29 protein-coding genes, 1 tRNA gene and 1 pseudogene are annotated in these 25,565 nt (G+C 69.7%); 13 read left to right on the forward strand and 18 right to left on the reverse strand.

All coding sequences use genetic code 11. The features are described 5' to 3' along the window. The first annotated feature begins 263 nt into the window (after positions 1 to 263). From MFF06_RS21575 to MFF06_RS21585, 3 genes are all read left to right on the forward strand, one after another. Positions 264 to 530, forward strand: a complete 267-nt coding sequence (locus tag MFF06_RS21575; RefSeq protein ID WP_238208025.1) for a hypothetical protein — start codon at positions 264 to 266, stop codon at positions 528 to 530. A 123-nt stretch (positions 531 to 653) separates the two neighbouring features. Further along, a complete protein-coding gene (locus MFF06_RS21580) occupies positions 654 to 1,580 on the forward strand; it encodes an ABC transporter ATP-binding protein (RefSeq protein WP_238208027.1) in 927 nt (308 codons plus the stop codon). Between the two features lie 8 nt (positions 1,581 to 1,588). Continuing rightward, entirely contained in the window at positions 1,589 to 2,350 is a 762-nt protein-coding gene (locus tag MFF06_RS21585; protein ID WP_238208072.1) for an ABC transporter permease, read from the forward strand. A gap of 283 nt (positions 2,351 to 2,633) precedes the next feature. Here the strand turns inward: MFF06_RS21585 and MFF06_RS21590 are convergent, their stop codons facing one another. Continuing rightward, positions 2,634 to 3,398 (reverse strand): alpha/beta fold hydrolase, encoded by a 765-nt coding sequence (locus tag MFF06_RS21590; protein ID WP_238208029.1) that lies wholly within the window; start codon positions 3,396 to 3,398, stop codon positions 2,634 to 2,636. Between the two features lie 120 nt (positions 3,399 to 3,518). On the opposite strand from MFF06_RS21590, the gene MFF06_RS21595 reads away from it, so the two are divergent. Continuing rightward, a complete protein-coding gene (locus MFF06_RS21595; protein ID WP_238208031.1) occupies positions 3,519 to 4,346 on the forward strand; it encodes an FkbM family methyltransferase in 828 nt (275 codons plus the stop codon). Here MFF06_RS21595 and sfsA read toward each other — a convergent pair. After that, entirely contained in the window at positions 4,321 to 5,043 is a 723-nt protein-coding gene (gene sfsA / locus MFF06_RS21600) for a DNA/RNA nuclease SfsA (protein WP_238208033.1), read from the reverse strand. The genes MFF06_RS21595 and sfsA overlap by 26 nt on opposite strands. A 109-nt stretch (positions 5,044 to 5,152) precedes the next feature. Between sfsA and MFF06_RS21605 the strand changes: the two genes are divergently transcribed. Together MFF06_RS21605 and MFF06_RS21610 are read left to right on the forward strand one after the other, a co-directional pair. Next, positions 5,153 to 5,893: a competence/damage-inducible protein A gene (locus tag MFF06_RS21605; RefSeq protein ID WP_238208035.1), complete on the forward strand. Its 741-nt coding sequence runs from the start codon at positions 5,153 to 5,155 to the stop codon at positions 5,891 to 5,893. A gap of 53 nt (positions 5,894 to 5,946) precedes the next feature. Next, positions 5,947 to 6,810 (forward strand): formate/nitrite transporter family protein, encoded by an 864-nt coding sequence (locus MFF06_RS21610; protein ID WP_238208037.1) that lies wholly within the window; start codon positions 5,947 to 5,949, stop codon positions 6,808 to 6,810. Between the two features lie 164 nt (positions 6,811 to 6,974). Here MFF06_RS21610 and MFF06_RS21615 read toward each other — a convergent pair whose 3' ends face one another. The 7 genes and pseudogenes from MFF06_RS21615 to MFF06_RS21645 all read right to left on the reverse strand — a co-directional run bounded on the left by MFF06_RS21615 (position 6,975) and on the right by MFF06_RS21645 (position 11,182). Then, complete coding sequence (locus MFF06_RS21615; RefSeq protein ID WP_238208074.1) at positions 6,975 to 7,460, reverse strand: F0F1 ATP synthase subunit B family protein; 486 nt, start codon at positions 7,458 to 7,460, stop codon at positions 6,975 to 6,977. Between the two features lie 15 nt (positions 7,461 to 7,475). Beyond that, positions 7,476 to 8,054 carry a F0F1 ATP synthase subunit B family protein gene (locus MFF06_RS21620; RefSeq protein ID WP_238208039.1) on the reverse strand — a complete coding sequence of 193 codons (579 nt, stop codon included), beginning with the start codon at positions 8,052 to 8,054 and terminating at the stop codon, positions 7,476 to 7,478. Positions 8,055 to 8,202: 148 nt separating this feature from the next. Beyond that, positions 8,203 to 8,430 carry a F0F1 ATP synthase subunit C gene (locus tag MFF06_RS21625; RefSeq protein ID WP_007566773.1) on the reverse strand — a complete coding sequence of 76 codons (228 nt, stop codon included), beginning with the start codon at positions 8,428 to 8,430 and terminating at the stop codon, positions 8,203 to 8,205. Between the two features lie 63 nt (positions 8,431 to 8,493). Then, the gene (locus MFF06_RS21630) at positions 8,494 to 9,249 is read right to left on the reverse strand and encodes a F0F1 ATP synthase subunit A (RefSeq protein ID WP_238208041.1); all 756 of its coding nucleotides are present in this window, start codon (positions 9,247 to 9,249) and stop codon (positions 8,494 to 8,496) included. A 97-nt stretch (positions 9,250 to 9,346) separates the two neighbouring features. After that, positions 9,347 to 9,694, reverse strand: a pseudogene (locus MFF06_RS21635) (AtpZ/AtpI family protein); the annotation flags it as partial. Between the two features lie 221 nt (positions 9,695 to 9,915). After that, positions 9,916 to 10,578 carry a DsbA family protein gene (locus tag MFF06_RS21640; RefSeq protein ID WP_238208043.1) on the reverse strand — a complete coding sequence of 221 codons (663 nt, stop codon included), beginning with the start codon at positions 10,576 to 10,578 and terminating at the stop codon, positions 9,916 to 9,918. Positions 10,579 to 10,657: 79 nt separating this feature from the next. Beyond that, positions 10,658 to 11,182: a DUF721 domain-containing protein gene (locus MFF06_RS21645; RefSeq protein ID WP_238208045.1), complete on the reverse strand. Its 525-nt coding sequence runs from the start codon at positions 11,180 to 11,182 to the stop codon at positions 10,658 to 10,660. Between the two features lie 97 nt (positions 11,183 to 11,279). On the opposite strand from MFF06_RS21645, the gene mutY reads away from it, so the two are divergent. Further along, positions 11,280 to 12,512 (forward strand): A/G-specific adenine glycosylase, encoded by a 1,233-nt coding sequence (gene mutY / locus MFF06_RS21650; protein ID WP_238208047.1) that lies wholly within the window; start codon positions 11,280 to 11,282, stop codon positions 12,510 to 12,512. A 111-nt stretch (positions 12,513 to 12,623) separates the two neighbouring features. Here the strand turns inward: mutY and MFF06_RS21655 are convergent, their stop codons facing one another. After that, positions 12,624 to 13,847, reverse strand: coding sequence for a site-specific DNA-methyltransferase (locus tag MFF06_RS21655; protein WP_283207303.1), 1,224 nt, complete (start codon positions 13,845 to 13,847; stop codon positions 12,624 to 12,626). A 496-nt stretch (positions 13,848 to 14,343) separates the two neighbouring features. On the opposite strand from MFF06_RS21655, the gene MFF06_RS21660 reads away from it, so the two are divergent. Continuing rightward, on the forward strand, positions 14,344 to 14,694 hold the full coding sequence (locus MFF06_RS21660) for a septal ring lytic transglycosylase RlpA family protein (RefSeq protein WP_238208049.1): 351 nt from the start codon (positions 14,344 to 14,346) through the stop codon (positions 14,692 to 14,694). Positions 14,695 to 15,022: 328 nt separating this feature from the next. On the opposite strand, the gene MFF06_RS21665 is transcribed toward MFF06_RS21660, so the two are convergent. The 3 genes from MFF06_RS21665 to MFF06_RS21675 all read right to left on the reverse strand — a co-directional run bounded on the left by MFF06_RS21665 (position 15,023) and on the right by MFF06_RS21675 (position 18,608). Further along, positions 15,023 to 16,273: a peptide ABC transporter permease gene (locus MFF06_RS21665; protein WP_238208051.1), complete on the reverse strand. Its 1,251-nt coding sequence runs from the start codon at positions 16,271 to 16,273 to the stop codon at positions 15,023 to 15,025. A 124-nt stretch (positions 16,274 to 16,397) separates the two neighbouring features. Then, a complete protein-coding gene (locus MFF06_RS21670; RefSeq protein ID WP_238208053.1) occupies positions 16,398 to 16,922 on the reverse strand; it encodes a DUF2937 family protein in 525 nt (174 codons plus the stop codon). Between the two features lie 81 nt (positions 16,923 to 17,003). After that, on the reverse strand, positions 17,004 to 18,608 hold the full coding sequence (locus tag MFF06_RS21675; protein ID WP_238208055.1) for an acyltransferase family protein: 1,605 nt from the start codon (positions 18,606 to 18,608) through the stop codon (positions 17,004 to 17,006). Positions 18,609 to 18,691: 83 nt separating this feature from the next. Between MFF06_RS21675 and MFF06_RS21680 the strand changes: the two genes are divergently transcribed. Next, on the forward strand, positions 18,692 to 18,862 hold the full coding sequence (locus tag MFF06_RS21680) for a hypothetical protein (protein ID WP_238208057.1): 171 nt from the start codon (positions 18,692 to 18,694) through the stop codon (positions 18,860 to 18,862). Positions 18,863 to 18,994: 132 nt separating this feature from the next. Here MFF06_RS21680 and MFF06_RS21685 read toward each other — a convergent pair whose 3' ends face one another. Then, a complete protein-coding gene (locus MFF06_RS21685; RefSeq protein ID WP_238208059.1) occupies positions 18,995 to 19,420 on the reverse strand; it encodes an RNA polymerase sigma factor region1.1 domain-containing protein in 426 nt (141 codons plus the stop codon). A 205-nt stretch (positions 19,421 to 19,625) separates the two neighbouring features. Between MFF06_RS21685 and MFF06_RS21690 the strand changes: the two genes are divergently transcribed. Next, positions 19,626 to 19,904, forward strand: coding sequence for a hypothetical protein (locus MFF06_RS21690; RefSeq protein WP_238208061.1), 279 nt, complete (start codon positions 19,626 to 19,628; stop codon positions 19,902 to 19,904). Between the two features lie 15 nt (positions 19,905 to 19,919). Here MFF06_RS21690 and MFF06_RS21695 read toward each other — a convergent pair whose 3' ends face one another. Beyond that, positions 19,920 to 20,657, reverse strand: a complete 738-nt coding sequence (locus tag MFF06_RS21695; RefSeq protein WP_238208078.1) for a DUF3750 domain-containing protein — start codon at positions 20,655 to 20,657, stop codon at positions 19,920 to 19,922. 270 nt (positions 20,658 to 20,927) lie between these two features. Between MFF06_RS21695 and MFF06_RS21700 the strand changes: the two genes are divergently transcribed. Further along, positions 20,928 to 21,004 (forward strand) — tRNA-Arg (locus MFF06_RS21700). Between the two features lie 245 nt (positions 21,005 to 21,249). Here MFF06_RS21700 and MFF06_RS21705 read toward each other — a convergent pair. From MFF06_RS21705 to modA, 3 genes are all read right to left on the reverse strand, one after another. After that, positions 21,250 to 21,903, reverse strand: coding sequence for an acyltransferase (locus MFF06_RS21705; protein WP_238208063.1), 654 nt, complete (start codon positions 21,901 to 21,903; stop codon positions 21,250 to 21,252). A gap of 534 nt (positions 21,904 to 22,437) precedes the next feature. After that, complete coding sequence (locus MFF06_RS21710) at positions 22,438 to 22,947, reverse strand: hypothetical protein (RefSeq protein ID WP_238208065.1); 510 nt, start codon at positions 22,945 to 22,947, stop codon at positions 22,438 to 22,440. A gap of 133 nt (positions 22,948 to 23,080) precedes the next feature. Beyond that, entirely contained in the window at positions 23,081 to 23,860 is a 780-nt protein-coding gene (modA, locus tag MFF06_RS21715) for a molybdate ABC transporter substrate-binding protein (protein ID WP_238208067.1), read from the reverse strand. Positions 23,861 to 24,170: 310 nt separating this feature from the next. Between modA and MFF06_RS21720 the strand changes: the two genes are divergently transcribed. Beyond that, positions 24,171 to 24,539 (forward strand): winged helix-turn-helix domain-containing protein, encoded by a 369-nt coding sequence (locus MFF06_RS21720; RefSeq protein ID WP_238208068.1) that lies wholly within the window; start codon positions 24,171 to 24,173, stop codon positions 24,537 to 24,539. Positions 24,540 to 24,881: 342 nt separating this feature from the next. Then, complete coding sequence (locus tag MFF06_RS21725; protein WP_238208070.1) at positions 24,882 to 25,100, forward strand: hypothetical protein; 219 nt, start codon at positions 24,882 to 24,884, stop codon at positions 25,098 to 25,100. Positions 25,101 to 25,565 lie beyond the last annotated feature (465 nt).

Consider the following 25,565-nt stretch of genomic DNA (forward strand, 5'->3'; position numbering starts at 1 on the left):
TTGCACGATAGGCCCTATTGCGAGGGTTTGCACCTTGCAATAGGGCCTATCGTGCAATTCAATTGCGGTTGTTTCACGTGATTCTGTGGTTTATAAAGTTTAACATAGGAAACGAAGAGCTCAACGCAGCCTGGATCGACATCCGGTCCGATGGGATGCATTGAACCTTTCGGTTGCAAACGGCTCAGTTTTGCGAAATGGTGCCGCGTACCTTCGCAGGTGCGACGGCGTCCACGGGACTGAGATCACGGGGCGACATCGTCATGGCAGAGGCGGCAAACGTTGTGACGACGCCGGACGAGACGAGTTCGCACGGGCGTGCACGCCTCTTGACCCAGATCGCGACGGCCCTGGATCTGCCGGTCGAGGCCCTGATCGATCGCCCCGCCTCCCGCGAGCCGAGCCGAGCCTCCCAGGAGGAATGCGCTTCTCTGCTCGCCGCCTTCTGCCGGATCGAGGACGAGGCGGCCCGGTCCCAATGCCTCGCCGTCGTGGAGGGCTTCGCCCGCAGGGGGAGCGCGGAACGCTGAGGCGGCGCGCGGCGGCCGCCCGCGCCGCATCTCCCGAGCCAGCGTGCGCCCGCACACCTGTCGGCCCGTGAGCGGGGCGGCGCCAAGTGCTATACGCCCGCACCCCGTACAGATCCCCGGCCAATGCCCATCATCTCCATCGCGAACCTCTCGAAGACCTATGCTTCGGGATTCAGCGCCCTCAAGGGCGTGTCCCTGTCCATTGAGCGAGGGGAGATCTTCGCGCTCCTCGGCCCGAACGGCGCTGGCAAGTCGACCCTCATCAACATCGTCTGCGGCATCGTCACCCCGAGCGGCGGGCGCGTCACGGTCGACGGCCACGACATCGCGGGCGATTACCGCGCGGCACGCAAGGCCATCGGCCTCGTGCCCCAGGAATTGACCACCGACGCCTTCGAGACGGTGTGGAACACCGTGAGCTTCTCCCGGGGGCTGTTCGGCCTGAAGCCCGATCCCGGGCATATCGAACGGGTGCTGCGCTCCCTGTCCCTGTGGGACAAGCGGTCGAGCCGGCTGATGACCCTGTCGGGCGGCATGAAGCGCCGGGTGCTGATCGCCAAAGCCCTCTCGCACGAACCGCGGGTGCTCTTCCTCGACGAGCCGACGGCAGGCGTGGACGTGGAACTTCGCCAGGACATGTGGCAGCTCGTGCGCGACCTGCGCGGGCAGGGCGTCACCGTCATCCTCACCACGCATTACATCGAGGAGGCCGAGGAGATGGCCGACCGGATCGGCGTGATCCGCGGCGGCGAGATCATCCTCGTCGAGGAGAAGGCGGCGCTGATGAACCAGCTCGGCCGCAAGCGGCTGATCCTCCAGATGCAGGCGCCGCTGGAGACCATCCCCGCGAGCCTCGACCGCTTCGGCCTCGCGCTGGCCGGGGAGGGGCGGGAACTCGTCTACACCTACGACACCAAGGCCGAGCGCACCGGCATCACCGGGCTCCTCACGGCGCTGGCCGAGGCAGGCATCCGGTTCAGCGACCTGCGCACCGAGCAGAGTTCGCTGGAAGACATCTTCGTGGGACTGGTGCGCGGGGAGGCGGCGTGATGGGCGGCATGAACTGGCCGGCGGTCCGGGCAATCTATCGGTTCGAGATGAGCCGCTTCTGGCGCACCGCCGGGCAAAGCATCCTCGCGCCGGTGATCTCGACGACCCTGTACTTCGTGGTGTTCGGGGCGGCCATCGGCTCCCGGGTTTCGGCCGTCGACGGTGTGCCCTACGGGCTGTTCATCGTGCCCGGCCTCATCATGCTCTCGCTGCTCACGCAGAGCATCGCCAACGCCTCCTTCGGCATCTACTTCCCGCGCTTCGCCGGCACGATCTACGAGATCCTCTCGGCGCCGATCTCCCCCCTGGAGGTGGTGCTGGGCTTCGTGGGCGCGGCGGCCTCGAAATCGATCCTGATCGGGCTGATCATCCTGGCGACCTCGGCCCTGTTCGTGCCCCTGCGGATCGACCATCCCCTCTGGATGCTGGGCTTCCTGCTGCTCACGGCGACGACCTTCAGCCTGTTCGGCTTCGTCATCGGGCTCTGGGCGGACGGGTTCGAGAAGCTGCAGCTCGTGCCCCTCCTCGTGGTGACACCGCTCACCTTCCTCGGCGGCAGCTTCTATTCGGTGAGCATGTTGCCGCCCTTCTGGCACACGCTGAGCCTCGCGAACCCGGTCGTCTACCTCATCAGCGGCTTCCGCTGGGCCTTCTTCGGCACCGCCGACGTCGGCATCGGGGTCAGCCTCGCCATGACCGGCCTGTTCCTCGTCATCTGCCTCGGACTGGTGACGTACATCTTCCGCACCGGGTACCGGCTGAAGAGCTAGTGCATCGATCCAGTCGGAGGCGTCAGCCGAGGCTGGAAGAAGTGATGCAAAAACAATGAGCGAACGCAGGCCTGCATGAACGGAGTGAGTGCGTCACTGCACGAGCGCGTTTTCGGTTTGATCCGGATCGCCTGCGGCGCCGTCCTTGCCAGCGAAGCGAAGCCATCCGGGGATCCGCCACGTTCGGTCGGGTCGCGCTGCCCTGGATTGCTTCGCCGAGGCTCGCAAAGACGGGGGCGGCGTCTGATCCGGATTTACCCGAAAACGCTCGAGCTTGTGCAAGTCAGGGCTGCGCCGCGAGGAACGCCAGCACGCCCTCCCGGTGGGGCCGGGCGCCGACGGCGGTGGAGTGGTCCTTGCCCTCGATGTCGAGGGCGCGGGCGTCGGGCATGAGGGCGGCGAGGCCGGGGCCGGAGCCGGCCACGGTGTCGAGGGTCCCGACCGAGACCAGCACCGGCATCTCGATCTGCGCGAGTTCCCCGCGGCTGAGGGTCTGGCGGGAGCCGCGCATGCAGGCGGCGAGCGCCCGCAGGTCGCTCCGGGTCTGCTCGGCGAAGGTGCGGAAGGCCGCCGCCGTCGGGTTGGCGGCGGGCGTTCCCGCGGGGGCTTCCAGGGCCTCGGCGATGCCCGAGGGCAGGCCGCCACCTTCCACGAGGTGCATCCCGAGGCCGCCGATCAACGCCGTGCGTACCCGGGCGGGATGATCGAGGGCGACGTGGGCGGTGATGCGCCCGCCCATGGAGTAGCCCATGACGTGGGCGCGTTCGATGCCGAGATGGTCGAGCAGCCGGACGGCGTCGGCGGCCATGTGTTCGGAGGAGTAGGCGTCCGGATCGTAGAGCTTCTCGCTCTCGCCGTGCCCCCGGTTGTCCAGCGCCACCGTGCGGTAGCCCGCCTGGGCGAGGGTCCGCACCCACTGGGTGTTGACCCAGTTGACCGCGTGGTTCGAGGCGAAGCCGTGGATCAGCAGGATCGCGTCTCCCCGGCCCGAGGCCGCCGGGACGTCGATGTAGGCGATCCGCACGCCGTCGGAATCGAAACTGTCCATTCCCGCACTCACCCCGCGCAATCGCGCTTCCGCTTACCGAGCCCGCACCGCCGCGACAACGCGTGCTTGCAACAAGCGACGCTTGCAGCTTGGCGGGCCGGCTGGCATCACCCGGCGGCCATGAGCGACTCGCGCCCCTTCGGAACCTTCGCCCCCGCCGGCCTCGTCGCCGCGATCACCCGGCGTACCAGCAGCCTGGGCGCGGAAACGTGGCACGGCCGCCGCATCGCCCTGTTCCTCCGGCGTATCGCGATCTCGCTGCTCGGCGGCAAGCCCCTCGACGTGACCCGCTTCGGCGCCAAGATGCGGCTGCACCCCTACAACAACAATTGCGAGAAGAAGGTGCTGTTCACGCCGCAGTTCTTCGATCCGCAAGAGCGCGCTTTCCTGCGGGAGCACCTGCCGCAGGACTGCGTCTTCCTCGACGTCGGCGCCAATATCGGCGCCTACGCCCTGTGCGTGGCGGCCTTCTCCGGCCCGCAGGCCCGCATCGTCGCGGTCGAGCCGCAGCACGACGTGTTCGCCCGGCTCTCCTACAACATCGCACAGAACCCGTTCCACACGGTGAAGGCGGTGGCCTGCGCCGTCGCGGACAAGGCGGGGGAACTGACCCTGTTCATCGATCCGCGCAACCGGGGCGAATCGAGCCTGCGGATCGTCGGGACCAACGAGGGCGCCCAGATCACCGTCCCCGCCATCACTCTCCTCGACCTCCTGAGGTCGGAGGGGCTGGAGCGGGTCGACGGCATGAAGCTCGACGTCGAGGGCGCCGAGGACCTGATCCTGGAGCCCTTTCTCCGCGAGGCGCCCGCTTCCCTGCTGCCGCGTGTGCTCATCGTCGAGAATGGGATTGGGCAATGGCAGTTCGACCTCCCCGCCCTGCTCGGGCGCCACGGCTACCGGCAGGTGGGGGCCACCCGTCTCAACCTGATGTTCGAGCGGGCGTGAGGACGGGGATCTCCCCGGCCACCGCCACCCCCTCCGGACCGACCGTGCAGCGATAGGCCCTGGCCTCGACCCCGGCCGCCCGCGCCTCCTGGAAGGCCCGGTCGAAGGCCGGATCGATGTCGCGGGCGACATCGAAGGCGTCCGCCTGCATCTGGACCACGATGACGACGAGGGCCCGGCCGCCGCCCGCCACGACGGCGGCGAGGTCGCGCATGTGGCGGGCGCTGCGGGCGGCGGTGCAATCGGGAAACTCGGCAAGGCCGGCCCGGCGCAGGAGGTGACAGTTCTTCACCTCGACATGGCAGGGCCCGGCCGGGCCCTCCGCGACGAAATCCACCCGGCTCGCCTGCGCGTAGCGCACCTCCGGCCGCAGCGCCGTGTGGCCGGCGAGCGGCGCGATGAGCCCGTTCCGGAAGGCTTCCGCCACGAGGGCATTGGGCCGGTGGGTGTTGACGCCGACCCATTGCGGCCCGCCCGGCAGATCCGCCTCGACCAGCTCCCAGGTCAGGGGCAGCTTGCGCGCCGGATTGGCCGAGCGCGACAGCATCACCCGGCTCCCCGGCGCCAGCAGACCCATCATCGCGCCGGGATTGGGGCAATGGACCGTCTCGACGCCCTCCGCCGTCTCGATGTCCGCGAGGAAGCGCTTGTAGCGGCGCAGGAGCCGCCCCTCGGTGAGCGGCGAGGGCCAAAGCATGGGAAGGGCTCCGAAATTTCTCGCGGCACGCCACCGTGGCGCCGGCGCCGGCCCGCGCTATCTGCCCCAACACGCATCACCGTGAAAACACCCCGCCACGACAGGTCCGATGAACGCCGAGCCCGACTCCGTGACCGCCGCCATCCTCGTGATCGGGGATGAGATCCTCTCCGGGCGTACCAAGGACAAGAACATCGGCACCATCGCCGATTACCTCACCGCCGCCGGCATCGACCTGCGCGAGGTCCGCATCGTCCCCGACGAGGCGGAGATGATCGTCGAGGCGATCAACGCCCTGCGCGCCCGCTACACCTACCTGTTCACGACGGGCGGCATCGGCCCGACCCACGACGACATCACCGCGGATTGCGTCGCACAGGCCTTCGGCGTCGAGATCGACGTGGACGAGCGCGCCCGGGCGATGCTGCTGGAGCGGCACAAGCCGGAGGATCTCAACGAGGCGCGCCTGCGCATGGCCCGCATCCCCTTCGGCGCGGACCTCATCGCCAACCCGATCTCGAAGGCCCCGGGCTTCAGGATCGGCAACGTCATGGTCATGGCCGGGGTGCCAGCGATCATGCAGGTCATGCTCGACGCCGTGGGTCCGACCCTCCGGGGCGGGGCGGCGATGCAATCCGTGACCGTCGAGGCCAAGGGCGTGCCCGAGGGCACCTACGCGGGCGACCTCGGCGCCATCGCCAAGCGCTACGACACCGTCTCGATCGGCTCCTATCCGATGATGACGCCGGAGGGCTTCCGCAACCGCATCGTGGCCCGCGCCCGGGACCCGGAGGCGCTAGCGGCCGCCGTCGCCGAGATCGAGGCCCTGGTGGCCCGTCTCACGGCCTGACGCGGCCGCTTGCCGGAAATGCGACCACTCGGGACGGCGGAGATCAGGGACCCATGCCGCAGCGCGACAAGAGCGACACCAAGGCGAGGCGGCACGAAATCCTGAGGACGGTGGACGAGATCGCCCGGCCCGACGCCTACGTGCTCCACGAGGCGATCCGCCTCGGCGGCGACGAGGAGTTGCGGCGGCACGGCGGCGCCCTGTTCCTCTCGGCCTTCGCCGCCGGGCTGAGCATCGCCCTGTCGATGATCGTGCCGGGGGTGCTCAAATCGCTCCTGCCCGAGGCGGAGTGGTCCAAGATCGTGACGACGATGGGGTACTCCGTCGGCTTCCTCGTCGTGGTCCTCGGACGGCAGCAGCTCTTCACCGAGAACACCATCACCCCGGTGCTGCCGCTCCTGCACGACCGCTCGGCCAAGACCGGCTGGCGGGTGCTGCGCCTGTGGACCATCGTCCTCTTCGGCAACATCCTCGGCACCCTCGCCATCTCGGTGTTGATCGCCCATGCCGGGGCCTTCAGCCCGGACGTCCAGAAAGCCTTCGCCGAGATCAGCCACGACGCCATCGCCCACGATTTCGCGGCGACCTTCGTGAAGGCGGTCTTCGCGGGCTGGATGATCGCCCTGATGGTGTGGTTCCTGCCGGCGACGGGGAGCGCCGCGCCCCTCATCATCATGCTGATGACGTGGCTCGTCTCCCTGTGCAGCCTCGCTCACGTGGTCGCCGGCTCTGTCGAGGCGTTCTACCTCGTCGTCACCGGGGCCGCCTCCCTGGGCGACTATGCGGGGCGCTTCTTCCTGCCGACCCTCCTCGGCAACCTCTTCGGCGGCGTCGCCCTGGTCGCCGTCCTGAACTTCGGGCAGGTCGCGCCGGAGGTCGAGGAAACCCGCGAGGTCGAGGGCGAGCGCGAGGACTGACCAAAGGGATCCCGGAGGACGCGTTTGTCGGGAAGCGCTCAATCCCAGGGGCTTCGCCACTGGACCCCACCAAAGGGCTGGCCCTTTGGGATCCATGACCCGGACCATGAAAAAAGCCGCCCCGGTGAGGGCGGCTTTTGTCGTCTTCGGACTGCGGTTCGCGCTCAGGCGCTGAGGCGGGTGCGGATCTCGCCGAGGCTGGAGCGGATCAGCCCCTGGGCGGCCTCGCCCTGGAGGCGCTCCTTGAGGATCGTCTCGGAGACGCGGACCGCCGCCTCGGCGGCCGCGGCACGGACCTGCGCCTCGGCCTGGGCCTCGGCCTGCGCGATCTTGGTCTCGGCGGCCTTGGTCCGGCGGGCGAGGAACTCGTCGAGCTTGCGGTGACCCTCCTCGGCGGCGCGCTGCGCCTCCTCGCGGGCCCCGGCGACGATCGACTGCGCCTCCTTCTCGGCCTCGACCTGACGGCGCTTGTAGTCGGCCAGCACGGCGGCGGCCTCCTCGCGAAGGCGCTTGGCCTCGTCGAGTTCGTGGCGGATGCGGACCGCGCGGCTATCGAGCCCCTTGGTCATGGTGGTGAAGCCGCCGACCTTCCAGACGATCGCCATGAAGACGACGAACGCGACGGCAACCCAAAATTCGGCTTCGAGCAGCATGGCGATCTTCCGTCAGTGGGCGGTGGCGTCGAGCGCCCGGTTGAGGCTCGCCTGGTCGGGGGCTTGGCCGGTCAGCCGCTCGACGATGGCCGAAGCCGTCTCGCCGGCGATGCCGCGCACGTTGCCCATGGCGGCCTCGGTGCGGCTGCGGATGGTGGCCTCGGAGGCGGCGAGCTTGGTGTTGAGCTCGGCTTCCAGGGCCTTGCGCTTCCCCTCGGCCTCGGCGGCGAGTTCGTTGCGGGTGGCCTGGGCGATGTCGCGGGCCTTGTTCTGGGCGTCGCGCAGGGAGGTCTCGTAGGCGACGCCGGCGGCGTCGGCCTCGGCCTTCATGGCCTGCGCCTTGTCGAGGTCGCCGCGCAGCCGCTCGGCGCGGTCGTGCAGGATGCCGCGGATGCGCGGCAGGGCGACCTTGTCCATCAGGTAGTAGAGCAGTCCGAAGGCCAGGGCGAGCCAGATGATCTGGGCCAGGAAGCCGGACGTCTCGAAGGGCGGGAAGGCACCGGAATGCGCCTCCGGGTGCTCGACATGGCCGGGCACGACCTTCGTGTCGGCGCCGGGGGGCGGAGTCGTGAGAGGGTTCGGCTGCGCCATCAAACCGGTCCGGGAAAACACCGTCGGGAGGGCGTCGCGGGGACGCCCGGAGGTGAGGGCGCCCGGCTCACGGGCACTCCCCAACGAGTGCGGCGCATGGGGGGCGCCGCGGATGCCGGGGCCCTGGCGGGCCCCGGCGGGTCGCCGATCAGACGGCGAAGAGCAGCAGCAGCGCGATCAGCAGCGAGAAGATGCCGAGCGCCTCGGTGAGGGCGAAGCCCAGGAGGAGGGTGGCGCGCTGGCCGTCGGCGGCCGACGGGTTGCGAAGGGCGCCGGCAAGGAACTGACCGAACAGGTTGCCGAGGCCGATGCCCGCACCCGCCATGCCGAGGCAAGCGAGGCCGGCGCCGATGTACTTCGCAGCGACGGGATCCATGATAACTCCTGAGGTCTTTCTCGAGAAACGTGCGCGACATTCGCCGCGGGGAGGGCCGGCCGGTCAGTGGCCGGGGTGAAGGGCGTCGTTGAGGTAGATCGCCGTGAGCGTCGCGAAGACGTAGGCCTGGAGGGCCGCCACGAGGAATTCGAGAGCGGTCAGGGCGATCGTCAGGAACAGCGGGAGGGGCGATAGCACGCTCCAGGCCCCTGCGAGAAGAAGCTGGACCACGAAGAAGGCAAAGATCTTCATCGCGATGTGACCGGCGAGCATGTTCGCGAACAGACGCACCGACAGGCTGATCGGCCGGGAGATGAAGGAGATCACCTCGATCGGCACGAGGATCGCCAGCAGCGGCTTCGGCACGCCCGACGGGACGAACAGGCCGAAGAAGTGCGTGCCGTGCTTGTACACGCCGTAGCCCACCACGACGCTGATCACGAGCGCCGCCAGCCCGAAGGTGATGATGAGGTGGCTCGTCACCGCGAAGGCGTAGGGGATCATGCCGAACAGGTTCAGGACCAGCACGAACATGAAGAGCGAGAAGACCAGCGGCATGAACTTCTTGCCCTGGTCGCCCGTCGCCTGGTGCACCGTGTCGTCGATGAACTCGTAGAAGATCTCAGCCAGCGACTGGATCCGCCCCGGCACCACCGCCCGGGAGGACGTCGCCACGATCGTGATCAGGGCGATCACGCCGACGGCGGCGAACATGTACAGGGCCGACTGGGTGAAGGCGAGCTGCTGATGGCCGATATGGCCGAGCGGCACGAGCGACTTCAGCTCGAATTGGTGAATCGGGTCAATCGTGACCGCCATGCCCGCTCCCGCCCTTCTTCTCTCTCTCCAGTGCCGGTGCGGCACCCGTCTCATCGCCCGGGCCCGTCCCCGACGATCCGCCCGGCCGTGCCCCGCTGGGACCCCGCCCGGCGAACCCGGAGGCCCGCATCACGTTGTAGAAGCCCGCCACGCATCCCAGCAGCAGAAGCACGATCATGCCCCAGGGCTTGGTCCCCAGGAGATGGTCGGCGATCCAGCCGAGGATGCCCCCCGCGATCACGCCGGCGACGAACTCCGTGGAGAGCGTCATCGCCTGCCCGAGCGGGGTGCGGCTAGTGTCCCGAGGGCGCGCAGACGTGCCGGGAGCGGCCGACGGCCGCTTCCGTTCAATCTGCGTCTCGAGACGCCTGAGCCTCGCGGAGAGGTCGCTCTCCGGTGGCGTTCCCGCACCCTGACCGCCGCCCTTCGTGTCGTCGCCGTTCACGGCTCAAACCCTCGGGTCGGGTGGATCGTGGCAGTGCCGGAAGCCCCCTTCAAGCGGGGCGCACCATAGTTTCGCCTACCTTGGGTGTCAAGGCGGTGCGCCATCACCACAACCCTCTGAAATTATTATCGTTTCCGCCTTTTCCGGCGGGTCCTCCACCCCATGGCCCCACCCGGTCCGTAGTACGGCTCCGGGCGAGGGGGAAACGGGGTCCGGCGGCCTCAGGCGCCGATGATCGGCTTGATCACCTTTTCCATGGCGTCGAGGGTCATCTCGCCGCTGTAGCGGGCACCGTTGATGAAGAAGGTCGGGGTCGAGTCGACCTTGAACGTATCGAGGCCGCGCTGCTTCACGGCATTGATGCCGGCGTAGATCTTCTCGTTCTTGAGGCAGGCCTCGAACTTCTCCTTCGTGTACCCCGCCTGCTTGAGCAACTGCTCCAGGTTGTCGACCGGCTTCTGGGTGAAGGCCCAGTTCTTCTGCTGGTCGAACAGCAGGTCGGTCACGGGATAGTACATCTTGTCGCCCTCGCAGCGCGCCAGCATGAAACCGGCGGTGGCGAGCGGATCGAGGGGAAATTCGCGCAAGGTGAAGCGGACCTTGCCGGTGTCGATGTAGCGCTTGCGCAGCTCCGGCCAGGTCTCGGCGTGGAAACGCGCGCAGTGCGAGCAGGTCATCGAGGCGTACTCGACGATGGTGCACTTGGCGTCCGCCGGGCCGAGCCAGACGTCCCCGAGGGGGCCGGGCTGGAGCAGGGCGGCCATATCCACGCCCTTGTCCGCCTTGTCCGCCTCCTGGGCGAAGGCCCTGGCCGTCAGGCCGGGAAGGGCGAGCCCGGCGGCGGCGAGGCCGGTGAGCTTCACTACGTCGCGTCGAGTGGTCATGGCTGCGATGCCTCCGCCGATGGGCGCTTCCTCATCTCGGACACCGGGTATCCGCGGTTGAGGAGGCTGGCAAGGCGGCTCACCGCCTCTCCTTCGCCCGGTCGGGCGTCGCCACCGCCGCGATGCCGAGCCGGTCGAGGGCCGAGCGCAGGTTGTCGTCGGCGATGGCCGAGACCGCCTGCGCCACCTCACCGCGCCGGACGGGATCGATGCGGGGGCCGGGCGGGGCAGCGCCCCGGGGGCCGACGCGATCCTGCTTGAGCACGATCTTGCCGACGCAGGCCCAGCCATAATGCGCGTTGATGCGCTGGATCACGACCGGGGCGAGGTGCTGCAACTCGATGGCGAACACGCCCTCCACGCGTACGATCAGCGTGCCGGATTCCGGCCGGTCGCCACCCTCGCCACCGCCCCCCCTGCGGCGGCGGGGCCATTCGAGCTTGGCCGGGCGGCAGTAGCGGGCGAGGCGATCGCCGACGATCTCCGGCCACGCCGAGAGAATATCCGTCGAGGCGAAGCCCTGCGCGGCGAAGGCCGGGCCGATGCATTCCTCGATGAGGTCGGCCAGCGGCTTGGGCCGTGCGGGTCCGTTGCGTCGTGTCATCGCTCCCGTCCCGTGGCGGCCCTGGCGCGGCGTCCGCATGCGGGCGGACGGCAGAAACCTGCTCCCGCCGGCGCGAAAAACCGGTTAAGGCGGCCCCATGGTAACGCCCGCGGCGTCGCACTCAAGACAGGACCGGGAGCCGGACCCGACACCGGACGCAGCCGACCTGCTGGTCTGGTACGACCGTCACCGCCGTGTCCTGCCCTGGCGCGCCCTGCCGGGTGCGGTGCCAGACCCCTACCGGGTCTGGCTCTCCGAGATCATGCTGCAGCAGACCACCGTGGCGGCGGTGAAGCCCTACTTCGCCCGCTTCCTCGAGCGATTCCCCGATATCGCCACTCTCGCCGCCGCGCCGGAGGAGGCGGTGATGAGCGCCTGGGCGGGGCTCGGCTACTACTCGCGCGCGCGCAACCTCCATGCCTGCGCCAAGGCGGTCGTGGCGGCGGGGGGCTTTCCCGAGACGGTCGAGGGCCTGCGCAAGCTGCCGGGAATCGGCGCCTACACGGCGGGCGCCGTCGCGGCCATCGCCTTCGACCGCCCGGCCGCGGCGGTAGACGGCAACGTGGAGCGCGTGGTCTCGCGCCTCTTCGCGGTGGAGGAGCCCCTCCCCGGCGCCCGGCCGGTCCTCCGGCGCTTCGCCGAAACGCTGGTGCCGCAGGAGCGGCCGGGCGATTTCGCGCAGGCGGTGATGGACCTCGGCGCGACGCTGTGCACGCCCAAGCGCCCCGCCTGCGCCCTCTGCCCGTGGATGCGCCCGTGCCGGGCCCGGCGGGAGGGCACGCAGGACACCTTCCCGCGCAAGCTCAAGAAGGTGGCGGGGGCCCTGCGCCGGGGTGCGGCCTTCGTGGTCCAGCGGGCGGGCGACGGGGCGATCCTGCTCCGCACCCGCCCGGCGAGCGGGCTCCTCGGCGCCATGGCCGAACCGCCGACGAGCGAGTGGCGGACGGATTACGAACCCGCCCACGCGCTCCTCGACGCGCCCCTCGACGCCCGCTGGAAGCGGCTGGGCACCGTGCGGCACGTCTTCACCCATTTCCCGCTGGAGTTGACGGTATTTACGGCCAAGGTCGCGGCGGACACGGCGGCCCCCGACGGGATGCGCTTCACGCTCCCCGCCGCCATGGGCGATGAGCCGCTGCCCGGCGCGATGAAGAAGGCCCTGGCCCTCGCCCTGGAGACGAAGCTCGCGCTTCCCGCGCCGCCGCCACCGCCCGCGCCGGAGCCGGACCTCGCGACGCCGCCGCCGCCGGAGCCGCCGCCCCGCCGTGCCCCCGTGCCGAAGGTGCTCTCCCGCAGGCCCGCCTCGGCCGCGCCGATCCGGAAGAAGTAGGAGGATCCCAAAGGACCGGGTCCTTTGGCGGGTGCAGGGCAGCGCCCTGCAAGAGCCCAAGGGCTTCGCCCCTGGACCCCACGAGGGGGCTCGCCCTCTCGACACCCCGTGTCAGGCCGCGCCCATCGTGGCGCGGATCTCGGAGCGGAAGGCGTCGATCACCATCGGGCGGCCGTTGCGCTCGGCGTGCCAGAAGGTCCAGCCGTTGCAGGCCGGAAGTCCCTGCACCAGGGCGCCGACCTTGTGGATCGAGCCGATCAGCAAGCCATTGTCGAGTTGCCCATCGGGGCGGACCGTGGCGCGGAAGCGCCCGCGCTCGTCCGTCAGGGTCTCGCCCGCCCGGACGAGGCCCGCCTCGATCACCGAGAGGAACGGCACGCGCGGCTCCGCGCGCTTCGTCGGCGCGACGAGGAGAGAGGCCTGCGACAGGGTCTCGATCCCGGCGATCCGGCTGCGCGCCGCCGCGGCGTAGCCGGGGTCGCGCTCGATGCCGATGAAGCGCCGGCCCAGCCGCTTGGCCACGGCGCCGGTGGTGCCGGTGCCGAAGAACGGATCGAGCACCACGTCGCCGGGATTGGTGGAGGCCAGGAGGGTGCGGGCGAGGAGCGCCTCGGGCTTCTGGGTCGGGTGGACCTTGCGGCCCTCGCCGTCCTTCAGCCGCTCGTCCCCCGTGCAGAGGGGGATGAACCAGTCAGAGCGCATCTGGAGGTCTTCGTTGCCCCCCTTCAGCGCCTCGTAATGGAAGGTGTAAGCCTTCGAATCCGCCGAGCGCGAGGCCCAGATCAGGGTCTCGTGCGCATTGGTGAACCGCTTGCCGCGGAAGTTCGGCATCGGGTTGGCCTTGCGCCAGACGATGTCGTTCAGGATCCAGTAACCGAGATCCTGCAACGCGCTGCCCACGCGGAAGATGTTGTGGTACGACCCGATCACCCAGAGGGTCGCGTTCGGCTTCATGATCCGCCGGGCGGCCGCCAGCCACTCGCGGGTGAAGGCGTCGTAGGCGGGGAAACTCGCGAACTTGTCCCAGTCGTCGTCGACGGCGTCGACCTTGCTCTGGTCCGGCCGCAGCAATCCGGCCTCGCCGAGCTGCAGGTTGTAGGGCGGATCGGCGAAGATGCAGTCGACGCTGGCCGCCGGAAGGGCGTTCATCGCGGCGATGCAATCGCCGACGAGCACCGTATCGAGGGGCAAGCCCTCGGAGGCGGGCTGTACCCTCGACCTGAGGGGCGACGGTTGGGCGGGAAGACCCATCCGTGGCGCCGACGCGGGCCGCCCGGCACGCGAGACCTGTTTCCGGGCGAGGGCGTCGGCCACCACGGTACGCTGGGAAGCCATTGAGACACACCGGTTACGCGACTGACCGGCAGACCATGCGGCTGCTACGGTAAAGGCCGCGTTCCGATTCTTCCCCGCCGAGCGTCCCGTTCTGACCCGCCCCGGTTTGCGGGCCCCCGTTCCTGCGCCGATCGCCGTCGGCACGCCGCCTCCGGGGCCGCGTCCGGCGGGTCAGCCCCGTCCGGCCTCCGGGCCGCGCAGCCCGAGCCTCAGCGGGCAGCAGGTCTTCGCGGAGCGCAACGCTAGGACAATTCTCGCATCTTTCGGGGTTTCGTAGCGAAGATCAGCGCTACTGGCCGATACATCCTCAAATGATTTTTCACTTCGACAATATTTGCCCCGAAGTAAATCCGCGCGAAGACCGGAAGTTTTGACCGAGTTCAGGCAAAATACGGCATAATTGTGGCGCGATAGACTGCACAAATTCCGCCTTATTGCAGCCCGTTTCCGCGACGACTGGCGCCGCCCCGCTAACAACAAGGGAATGCGCGGAACAATGAAGGTCGGTTTCGGTAAGTTCGCCCTCGTCCTCGGAGCCCTGGCCTGTGCCGGCGGCTCGGTTGCCCCTGCCGCCGCCCAGAGCGGTGGAGCCTCCTGGTACGCAAGCGGGCATCGGACGGCGAACGGTGAAAGGTTCAATCCCAACGGCATGACCGCCGCCCATCGCACCCTGCCCTTCGGTACCCGCGTGCGGGTCGAGAACCGCAAGACCGGTCGCTCGGTCGTCGTCCGGATCAACGATCGCGGCCCCTTCGTGCACGGGCGCATCATCGATCTGTCCCGAGGCTCGGCCCGGGCGCTGGGCATGGGCGGGACGAGCTACGTCTCCCTGCAGGTCCTTCGCTAGTGCATCGATCCAGACACGGCTGACGCCTCCGTCTGGATCGATGCACCGGCAAGCAGCCGCGGACGTCCCACCGTCCTCGCGGAGAGAGCGAGGCAACCCAGTGGCGCCACCGGCGACGGACGTCCCGCCGCCCTGGATTGCTCCACTCAGGCTCGCGGGCAGGATGGAGGGACGCCCCACGGAACGTCACCCCCCGGCGGGGCGAGGCGAGGCCGGTCGGCCGGCGCGTTGTCGTCGAGCGTAGCGCCGTCCGGTCGCCCCGTCACGCTCGCCGGGAGGGTGGCCCTGGACGGGAGCCGGGACGAGCCGACGGGAGGTGTCGGCTCCCTCAGCGACGGACGGGTCCGGCGCCCGCGTCGTCCGGCAGGACGCGCAGGCGGGCCACCTTCGGGCGGCTTGTGCGGAACTGGCCCCGCTCCACGGCCACGAACACCATGACCGCGATGCCGAGCGTCGCGAGCCACCACACGGTGGTGAGCCCGACACCCAGGCAGGCGAAGGAGAAGGCGCTGGCGAAGCAGGCCATCGCCCCCGGCACGAGGGTCGGCGCACCGCCGCCGGTGCGGCGGATCGCGACGAGCAGGCCGAGGGCGGCGGCGAAGGCGCCGACGATTCCGAGTTCGTACCAGAATTCGAACAGGGCCGTGGTCGGCGCATTGGGCGGGACGAGCCCGGCGAAGCGGCCGCGCAGGGCGGTCTCGAAGCCGTGGCCGGTCACGAGGCGCACCGGCTCGCTCGTCACCACCCGCTGCCAGCTCTTCAGGGAGAGGGCGGCCGGGCTCAGGCCCCCGAACAGCGCCGTAGCCACGGGCCGGGCCAGGAAGGGCAGGAGCGGCGCCGCGGCGAGGAGGCCCGCGCAGATCCAGGCGGTGAGGCGCGTGCCGAGCTTCGGACGGAAGCTCGTGATCGCGAAGGCGACGGCGCCGGTGGCGAGAGCGGCGATCTGCGTCGCGTCCGGTTGGACCGTCAGGGCGAGAGCCACGAGCAGCGCGACGACGGTCGCCTCACGGTCCCGGTTGCGCGAGCGCAACCAGCTCACCGCGGGCCAGACCAGCAGGATCAGCAGCACGAGTCCGCGGTCCAGGGCGCCATCGTCCTCGGAGCCGGGGGCGAGGCGCGCGCCGTACGCCCCGAGGATGATGCCGACGATGGCCCCCGCCGTGACCCCGAGGGGCAGGAGGTAGAGGTTGGCCGAGCGCATCCGGTCCGGCAGGGCGAGGTAGGCGGCGAGCGCCAGCCCCACCGTCGCCAGGAGGTTGGCGAGGCGCTCGCCCGCGGGGCCGAGGAAGGGCGTCCAGGCCAGGGACAGGCCGGACCAGACCACCACCAGCATCCCCGCGAGGAAGGCGGGCGCGGTGACCAGTCCGCGGATCGCCGGCGCCACGGGCCGCTGCCGCCGGTCGATGGCGCTCGCGATGATCAGGAGGACGACGGCGATGGGCGCGAGGATAACCGCCGCCCGGCGGGCGACCTGCGCCAGCACGGGCAGGACCACGAAGAGCCCGACGAAGCCGACACGCCGCAGCATGGCCGCCGCGTCGAGGGCGGGATCGATCGTCCGTGTCGATGCGCGCGGCATGGTGCGCCCCTTCCGATCCCGAGCGAGCGTATCCCGGCTCGATAAGCAAGCATCGGGCACAGCGCTGTAGACGGGGGGCAACACCCCGCCCTTCCCGGTGGTCGGCGGGCGCCCTCCGAGACCGTTACGCCGCCCGCGCCGTCTCCCGCGGCCGCCGCCGGAGCACGGAACGGCCGAGATCGGCCGCCACCCGGACCAGTCCCCACGATGCGAGGAAGCCGAGGAGGCCCGCCGTGAGGCCGTCGGCGGTGGTGGGCACGGCGGGCTGGTAGGCGCCGAGGGTCGCCCCGACGATCGCGGGATCGGGATCGCGGATCACCGCCACCGTGCGGCCGAGGGGACTCGACGCCTCGGTCAGCGCCTGCTGCTGGGCCGAGAGCCGGGCGAGCCGCGCGATGTCGGCCTCGGCCGCCGCGCCGCGCCGGGCCACGAGGTCGTCGGGGTTGGCGCGCAGTTTGGCGACGGCCTCGTCCCGCGAGGTGCCGTTGGCCCGGGCATCGGCTTCGAGGGTCGCGATCTGGCGGCGGAGCTCGTCCGCCGCACCGCCCAGGCGCTGGGCGTATTGCTGGGCGAATTCCGGGGCCTGGGCCGCCAGGGCGCCGCCGATGAGGCCGAGGGCGAGGCCCAAGATGCGGACGATGCGGAACACGGGCGACCTCGCTGAACGCTCACTGATTCCCAAGCGACTAGCCTCAGAAGAGCACGCCCGCGCGCGGCGATCCAGCCGTCGTCACTCCCGGCCCGTGAGCCCGGGCAGAACGGCCATCCGCCCGCCGCCGTCGACCGCCACCGCCATGACGCCCTCGGGCGCGCAGGGCTCCGTCGGCAGGCGCAGGGTGTACCCGATCCGGCGGCTGCCGAGGCCCTCGTAACCGGGTTGGCCCGCGAGGTCCCGCCGCATCCGGCGGGGCCGGTCCACCGAGAGAAGGCGTCCCTGGCAGAAGAGGGCGAGGTGGAGGGTGCGGTCGGGCTTGGCCGTGTCGAAGGCCACGGCGCGGATCAACGCATCGCCGGAGGGATGCCGCGTGGCCTCCTCGATCCGCCCATGGAGGGAGGCGGGCAGGGCGAGCCCCTTCGCGGCGAGGGCCGCCCTGGCGCTGGCGGGCGTCGCCCAGTCCTCCGCCGGGAGGGCCGCGAGGGCGCTCCTCGCGCGGTGCTCCGCCCAGTCGTTGCGGGCCGTGTCGGTGCTGCCCCAGACGGCGCAGCCGGTGAAGATCGCGATAAAAGCCGTGGCGAGCCGGCGCAGCCCCGTGGGCCCGAGGGTGCCGAGGCGGGCGCGCAGGCGCCGGTAGAGGGCGACGTCGAGGGGGCCGAGCAGCGCCGCCGCGGCCAGCGATCCGGCGAGGCCGAGGGTGGCGAAGGCCGCCTCCGGCCACCGGGGTGGGCAGGCCCAATTCACCAGCATCAGCACCGGCGGGTGGGCGAGGTAGAGCATGTAGCTCCAATCCCCGAGGGCGCCGAGCGAGGCGCCCACCGGCCCCTCCCGGCGGACCGGCCGGGCGACCACGGCACCGCCGACCACGAGGGCGGCCGCGATCCCCGACAGCGCCCGCGCCGCGCCGTCATCGACGGACAGGCTGGCGAGGGCCAGCGGCACGGCGAGGAGGCCGAACCACGGGCGGAGCAGTCCCGCCGCGAGTCCCCGCGGCAGGAGCAGCCCGGCCGCGAAGGCGACGCAGGCCGCCGCGAGGGGAAGCTCGTAGGCGGCCGGGGTCATTACGGCGCTGATGCCGGGCGCCAGGAAACAGGTCGCGGCGAGCAGGCCGAGCCAGGCCAGGGCGAGGGGCACGACGAAGCGCGTCCGCCCCGCCGCCGCGAGGACGAACAGGCCGACATAGAAACTGACCTCGAAGACCAGGGTCCATTCGACGTTCAGCGGGTAGCTGCGCGGCCCCGCCGGAGCGAGCGACAGGGACAGGAGGGACAGGCCCCCGAAATCCAGGCGCAGGGCCGCGAAGACGGCGGCGGCCAGGGCGACCACGGCGAGGTAGGAGGGGAAGATCCGGCTCACCCGGTGCGCCAGGAAGACCAGGGGCGGATCGCGGGTGACGAGGCCGGCCATCAGGTAGCCGGAGAGCGAGAAGAACAGGGCCACGCCCCAGATGCCCATCCGGTCGTCGAGGACGGGGAAGGGACGGGCGGCCCCCCGCAGGAACTGCCCGTAGGCGGCGATGTGGTGGAGGAGGACGAGGACGGCGGCGAGGCCGCGCAGGACCTGGAGGTTCGTCAGTTCCCGTCCGGCGCGGGCGATGCCGCCGGTTGGCGTCTCCCCGCCGGGCGCATCGAGACCGTCGGCCACGGCCGTCGCTGTGTCAGGGCCGCTCGGCATCGGCATGGGTGGCGGTCTCGGCGCGGAGGGCAGGGCGAATGTCGGCCTGCGGAACCGGGATCTGACCAAGCCAGAAACGTGGCCAACCTATGACGGCGCGGCCGGGACCGGAGGGCCTGCCGGACGCGCGGCCGGCGATCCTGCCGGGCTACGTCCACGTTCCGCACGCGCAGGATCCCGAGCGGTTCCCCGCCACCGTCCTGCCCTTCCTCGCGGAGGAGCCGGCGCTGCCACCGGAATCGACAACGGTGGGCGCCTGACGGGTCCGGTTTCCGTGCCGGCGGGAGCTGGGGCGGAGGGGATGGCCGGGGCAGTTCCGGACCGCCCTGACGCGCCCCGCCTCGCCGACGCGGGTGGAGCGACCCGGCGGTGCCTCGACCTGTGCTCGGCGCTCAGATCAGGATGAGGATCCCGCCGAGGATCAGGAGAAGGGCGAGGCCGCAGAGCAGGACGACCCGGCCGACACCGTCGTCACCCTCCCTCCCGCCGGATGGGGGAGCCGTCCCCGGATCGATCCGGGCGGTGTCGGCCGGGCGTCCGTCCCCATCGGCCGCGACGGAATGCGGAGGGGGCGGCTCGGCCTTCGGTGGCGGCAGGTCGAGGATCGGCACGGCGCCGCCCTCTACGCGGGGGCCGAAGGCATCCGGCTCGACGGTGACGCCGGCCTCTTCCAGTTCGAGCATCAGGAGGACGAGGGCATCGACCTCCAGGCCGTCGATGGGCAGGGCCCCCTGGAACTCGCTGGCCGTGAGCGAGCCTTGCCGCCTCCCTGAGGCGATCAGCCTGTCGAGGGTCGCGCGGTCGATCGTTCCGGCCATTCCGTCGCCACTCCGTGGACGATCCATCCCCGCCGATGGTCCTGGCCCGCGCCGCGCCCTCGCCCCGCCATCGTCGCGGAACTCCCCCGTGCTTTCAAGCGACGCCCCCCCGGGGCATCGTGCCATCCCGTCACGGCCCGGAACGCCGCCGGGTCAGCCCGGTTGGCCCCATGCGTCGAAACCGGCATGGGAGAGACATCGAGCGATGGCAAATGCGAAGAAGCACGGGGCCGGTCCGGGCGCCCAGGGCAAAGGCTCCGGATCCGGCGCGATGACCGAATTGCCGGAGGGCGTCCTTCCCGAAAACATGGTGTTGAGCAACCGCGACAAAGCCCAGCACGGTGACGAACGGGGCCTCGACAGCAAGAACATCCAGACCGAACAGTATCAGGACCACGCGGGCAACCGTCAGATCGACGGGGACGGGCCGACCGATCGGGGTGACGGCGAGACGAGCGGCCTGAAGTCCCAGCGGGATGGCTGAGGGCGGCGCGGAGGGTCAGATCCCGACCCGGCCGAGGCCGGGCAGCTTCAGGCCGGGGCGGCGCAGGTCGAGCCCGGCCACCGCGCCGAGGAGGTTCACCTCCACGCCCTCCACCCAACCCAGGGTGAGCCCAAGATAGCCGCCGAGATTGATGCGGAAGCCCGTCCCGGAGGGCGTGGCGCCGATCCAGCGTCCGTCGTAGGGGAAATCCTTCCCGATGGCGGTGGCCGGCAGGCTGGCCCGCATCTCGGGCACGGCGCCCATCACCGTCGCCACGAAGGTGTTGGAGTTCGGCCCCGGCCAGAGCCGGTAATCCCCGACCTTCGCGTAGCGATAGGTGGCGATGGCCTCGCGGATGCGCGGCAGCATCCGCTCCGCCTCGATTCCGTCGGCGGCGAAGACCACCTCCGGCACGCTCCCGAACCAGCGCCCATCGGGCACGAAGCGGTCGATCCAGATGGGCATGCCCCAGGCGGTATAATCGTACCGCCGGTAGGCGCGCTCGCCCGGACCCTTCACCACGATCCAACTGTGGGTGGCGACGATGCCGCGCCAGCTGACGGTGCGGGCGGAGAACACGCGCACCACCGCCTCCGGCTTTCGGGCGGCGGGCGGCAGAAGCCCCGCACTCGACCGGTCGGCCAAGCGCCAGTCGGCGATGTCGTTGCGACAACAATAGAGGGCCGCGGAGACGGCGATCGGCGCCAGGAACACGGCGACGACGACGAGGAGGGCGATGCGGAGCACGGGGATCTCATGCGAGGGAACAGCCTTGATCTATGTGCGCGCGGCCGGAACCGTCAGGGCCCTCCCGCGGGCTTTCGCGCCGGCGAAAAACGAACGCTCCGCTATACCCCTCGACCCGCGCCTCGGCCGACGCCCGGCCCGCAGGCCGCTCGGCGACCGGAGCCTCCCGCCACCGCTGACGGGAAGTGAACGGCCGATCTCCGTACCGCACCCGACAGGACAGCCACACCACCGTTGCGCTCCCCGCCCGCTTGGGTTAGGTGAGAGGAACGGTCAGCACCCGTAGCTCAGCTGGATAGAGCGTTGCCCTCCGAAGGCAAAGGTCACACGTTCGAATCGTGTCGGGTGCGCCAACAGTTCGCCTCAGCAAAGCAAGGACTTGGCTCCTTGGTCTGAGCGCCGGACACGCTCCTCGGTGACGACCGGTCCCACGCTGATCCCAGTCACGAGGATATCCGATGGCGGGAGCCTGGATTGACGCTTTGCGCGTGCGATGAGGACGTGGCAATCCGGTTCGTGATCGAGAGGACATCGCCTTCGGTGTAAGCGGTCGGTCCGGGGCCGAACTCTCGAAACGCGGCCGCGCAGAGGGCCGCAGCTACCGACCGGCGGCAGACCGCTTCCGTGCGCCCTCGGCCACGAACGGCTCCACGATGCCGCCGATGGCGCGCACCTCCGTCTCATCGTCGGAAACGGACAGACTGCGCTTCCGAACGGCCGGCAGGCCCGCATATTCGCCGTTGCTGGTCGTGCTTTTCGTGATCACCGCATGGGCCAGCACCACGCATCCTTCGGCCACGACGACGCCGGGAGAGATCATGCAGCGTGTCTGGAGCCAGCATCCTCGCTCAATTCTTACCGGGCGGCGGATGTGATCGTCTGAACTTCTTCGATAGACGCTCTGACTGACCATATGCGAACCGGTATTGATGATAACACCATAGCCGATCCTCACTCTTTCTCCGATGAACACGGGCGCAGAGCAATCGATAAATGATCCGATGTTGATACCGACGCCGTCGGAAATAGTAAGATTTGTCGGTTGACCGATCATAACCTTCTGAGCGATCCGAACATTTCTTCCGATTTTTGCCCCAAAAAATCTTAAAATCGGCGGTCTCAACTTTATAGGGCACAAGACTGATTGCATCGCAGACATGGCCACCTTCTCAGCGATCATCTGGACTTTGCCGAGGCGACGATGCGCCGGACCGACGGGCGATTGCTTCTGAGCGTGGGACACTTCTGCCATGAATATTGCTGTTATTCTCTTATCGTTGTGTTTCTTTGTTGTTGATTAATCGAAAGATTGTTTTAATCTTCTTCTTGTAACATTCCCGTGATCGCTACGCAATTACTTATTTTATGCAAGGCGCGGCGATGCATCAAAAGGGAATATCGCGAGCCATTTCCGACACTTCGGGACATCCCGTCGCAGCGTGGCCGCATGCCGACGCCCATTGTCGTCTCGGGAGGTCGGTCTCGCGGGCGGCATGTGGGACGGCCGGGCGGGCGGGTGCGATCGAGGACAGCCGCGCGTGCGGGCGTGGGCGCGCGATCCGCGAGATGGGGCGCGTCCCCCATCTCCGCAGCCGATCGGTCGGTGAGTTCCCTGGTGCATCGATCCAGTCGGAGGTGTCAGCCGAGACTGGAAAAATTGATGCAAAAACAATGAGCGAGTGCAGGCTCGCACGAGCGAAGTGAGTGCGTCACTGCACGAGCCAGGATACGGCGGCCTTCTGCTACCGTGGGGCGAGCCAGTCCGGGAGGCCGGGGCCGACCCACCTTACTCGGCGCGTCGGAGGCCGATGGCGATCCGATCGGTCGGCGCGTTGGCGATGCTCACGGTGACCGTTCCGGGCCGGAGCGCGAAGCGCAAGGTCTTGCGGACCTCCGGGCAGCCGGTCGTCCCGCTGTGGGCTGCTGGCTCGAGGGGCGTCCGGCCGTCCTGGCTGAGGTCCACCCAGGCGGCTTCCGAGAGCGTCACCTGATAGGTGCCCGGTGAGGCGACGGTGGCGGTCACGAAGCCGGAGAACGTCCCCGGCTTGGCCGTCCTGCCCGGCGGCACAGGCAGGGTCACGGCCGAGGCCGGCCGAAGCGCGAGCGCCATCGCCTCCACCCCCGCGGGCACGGCCGATCCCGAGGTGAGACGAGGCAGGCTGGGCTCGGTGAAGGCGGCCCGCTCCTGCGACACCGGCCATTTGAAGCCCGCGCAGGCGGGGGGCTCGGTGGCCGATGCCTGCATCGCCGGGAGCAGCGACGATCCGATGACGACGAGGACGCGGGCGCCAAGCATTGTCGGAGTTCCCTCGATGAATGTCGGCCGGCCGTCGGCGCGGGTGGATGGGGCGGTCGGGAAAATTCGAAACGGTCCTGGCGCGAAGGGCCGGGGCGACCGGTCGTGGCGCAGGTGTAAAGGCCGGGCTCCGTTACGGCCGGCCGCCCTCGATGACGCCGAAGCCCTGGGCCTCGAAGAAGGGCCTGGCGGCGGCGCTCCGGAGGAAATCCAGAAAGCGTCTCGCCCCGTCGCCCTTGGCGTCTGCCGTGACGGCGAAGGGGTAGACGACCGGGGGATGGCTGTCCGGCGGAAAGACGCCGACGACCTTCACGGCGGGTTCCGACGTCGCATCACTCTCGTAGACGACGCCCAGTGGGGCCTCTCCCCGCGAGACGAGGGCCAGAGCCGCGCGGACGTTGTCGGCCTGGGCAAGGCGGGAGCGGAGGCCGGACCACAGGCCGAGCTTCTCGAAGGCGAGCTTCGCATATTTGCCGATCGGCACGGAGTTCACCTCACCGGTGGCCAACCGCCCATCGGGCCCGAGAGCGGCCGCGAAGCCCTCGGGCGTGAGGGCGATGCTGGTCGCCTTCGCGTCCCTGGGCGCCACCACCACGAGGCGGTTGGTGAGCAGGTTCACCCGTGTCTCCGGGCGGATGAGGGTCTTCCCGGCGAGATAGTCCATCCATTCGAGGTCGGCCGAGGCAAAGAGGTCCGCAGGCGCCCCGCTCTCGATCTGCCGGGCCAGGGCGGAGGAGGCCGCGTAGCTCGCCCGGATCGTGACGCCCGACTGCGCGGTGAACGCCTTGGCGGCATCGTCGAGGGCGTTCTTCAGGCTCGCCGCCGCGAAGACCGTCGCGGTCTCGGCCGCCTGCGCCGAGCCGGCCGCCAGGAGGAGGGCGGCGAGGAGACTGCTACGGATCACACGACGCATTCGAGGGAACGCTCCAGCGCGCTATGCTCGGTTGAATATAGCGCAGGGTAACGCGAGGCGCGCGGATGGCAAGCCTGTCCCTTCCGGTGGTACCGCCCGTCCCGGCGACCTTCACCGAGCGACAAGGGGGCAGGGGGGTTGGGACACCCGGCGCCGGCCGGCGTCAGCCATCGCCCTCCGTATCGGCCGCCCGTTTCCGTGGACCTGCGCGAAGGGGGCGCCGTAGCCGTGCCTCGGTATGGCATGAAAGGTATAGCGTCGGCGCGGCATGATCCCCGCATCGCGGTGGGTGCACACGAGGAACGAGACGATGGCCCGGCTCAGCATTCGCATCGATCTCGCGCCCGGCCTCCGTATCGGGCCAGGCAAGGTACAGCTTCTGGAGATGGTCGCGGGGCACGGCTCGATCGCGGCTGCCGGGCGGGCACTGGGCATGTCCTATCGCCGGGCCTGGATGCTGATCGAGGAGATGAACAAGGGCTTCGATCAGCCGGTGGTCGATGCGCAGATCGGCGGCAGGGCAGGGGGCGGGGCGCGCCTGTCCCCCCTCGGCGCCGACCTCGTGGCTCATTACCGGGCGATCGAGCGCGCCGCCGACCATGCGGCCGCTCCCTTCCTCGACCGCCTCGCAGCACCGGCCGCCCGCACGGAGGACGAGGCACATCCGGACCCCGCATGAGCGGATCGAGACGAGGCGGATGCGGCGCGCCTGTGGGACGGATCGCACGACGGTGAGGGGAGGGAGGTTCTCCGCTGCGCCGGAGCCGGTGCCGAGGGGTTCGGTACACGACCACCCTCTCCCGACCTCGCAAAATGCATCCCCCCCTCGGTCGACGCACAAGTCTCGCCCTAACCGCGCGGGCCGGAGAGCGACAGGGGCAGCGGGACGCGCCGGGACGCGTCCGCTCAATTGATCTCGTCGATACCGATTATCGATGCGATCTGTTTGAATGATGGTGCGGTGCGGCGCATCTTCCCCTCACGAACCGGGGCGCACCCCGGAAGACAGGGGATCCAGACCATGACCATTCGCACCATCCTCCTCGCCGCTGCCGCCACCGTCGCAGCCATCGGCACCGCCGCCGCCGACGAGCGGATCGACCTCACCCCCCCGCTCTATCGGGAGCAGGCCCGCCCGACCGCGGCGATCCGGCCGGCGTCGGAACTCACCACCACGCCGATCGTGGTGCGCCAAGCCCCCGTCGCTCCCCGGCAGGTGAGCGAGGCGAGGGTCGACTGACCGGGCACCCACCCGCACCGTCGGCGGAAGCCGGGAGAATCCGGCTCACCCGCCGATGGTGCGGCGCCCAGAAAAATCGAAGGGGCTGCGGAGATCGCGATTGACAGGGATTTTGGCCCGTCCTATACGGCGCCTCCCGACGCGGTGCTGAAGCAACAGCGGGCCGCCCGGGAAGACTATCACTCAGTAAGACGAGGTGTTGGAGCCGAAGGCTCAAATATCTCCTTGACTTTCTAAGTGAGTGCCTGCAGAAGTCGGCACAGTTCTTTGACAAGTGAATCTGGGAAAGAGAAACGCGGACGGCGTTTGTCCTTGCGGATCCGGCGCAATGCTGGATCGTGAGACGATAAAGCTGTCCAACGTTTCGAACTCACGAAGGTCAGGGCGGAAACGCCTAGACCGATGTGAGCTTAAGCTAGAAATGTTGTGATCAGCTGAGATCAACTCTTTAACGTGAGAGTTTGA

It is taken from the genome of Methylobacterium aerolatum, from assembly GCF_022179085.1.
GTDB lineage: Bacteria > Pseudomonadota > Alphaproteobacteria > Rhizobiales > Beijerinckiaceae > Methylobacterium > Methylobacterium aerolatum.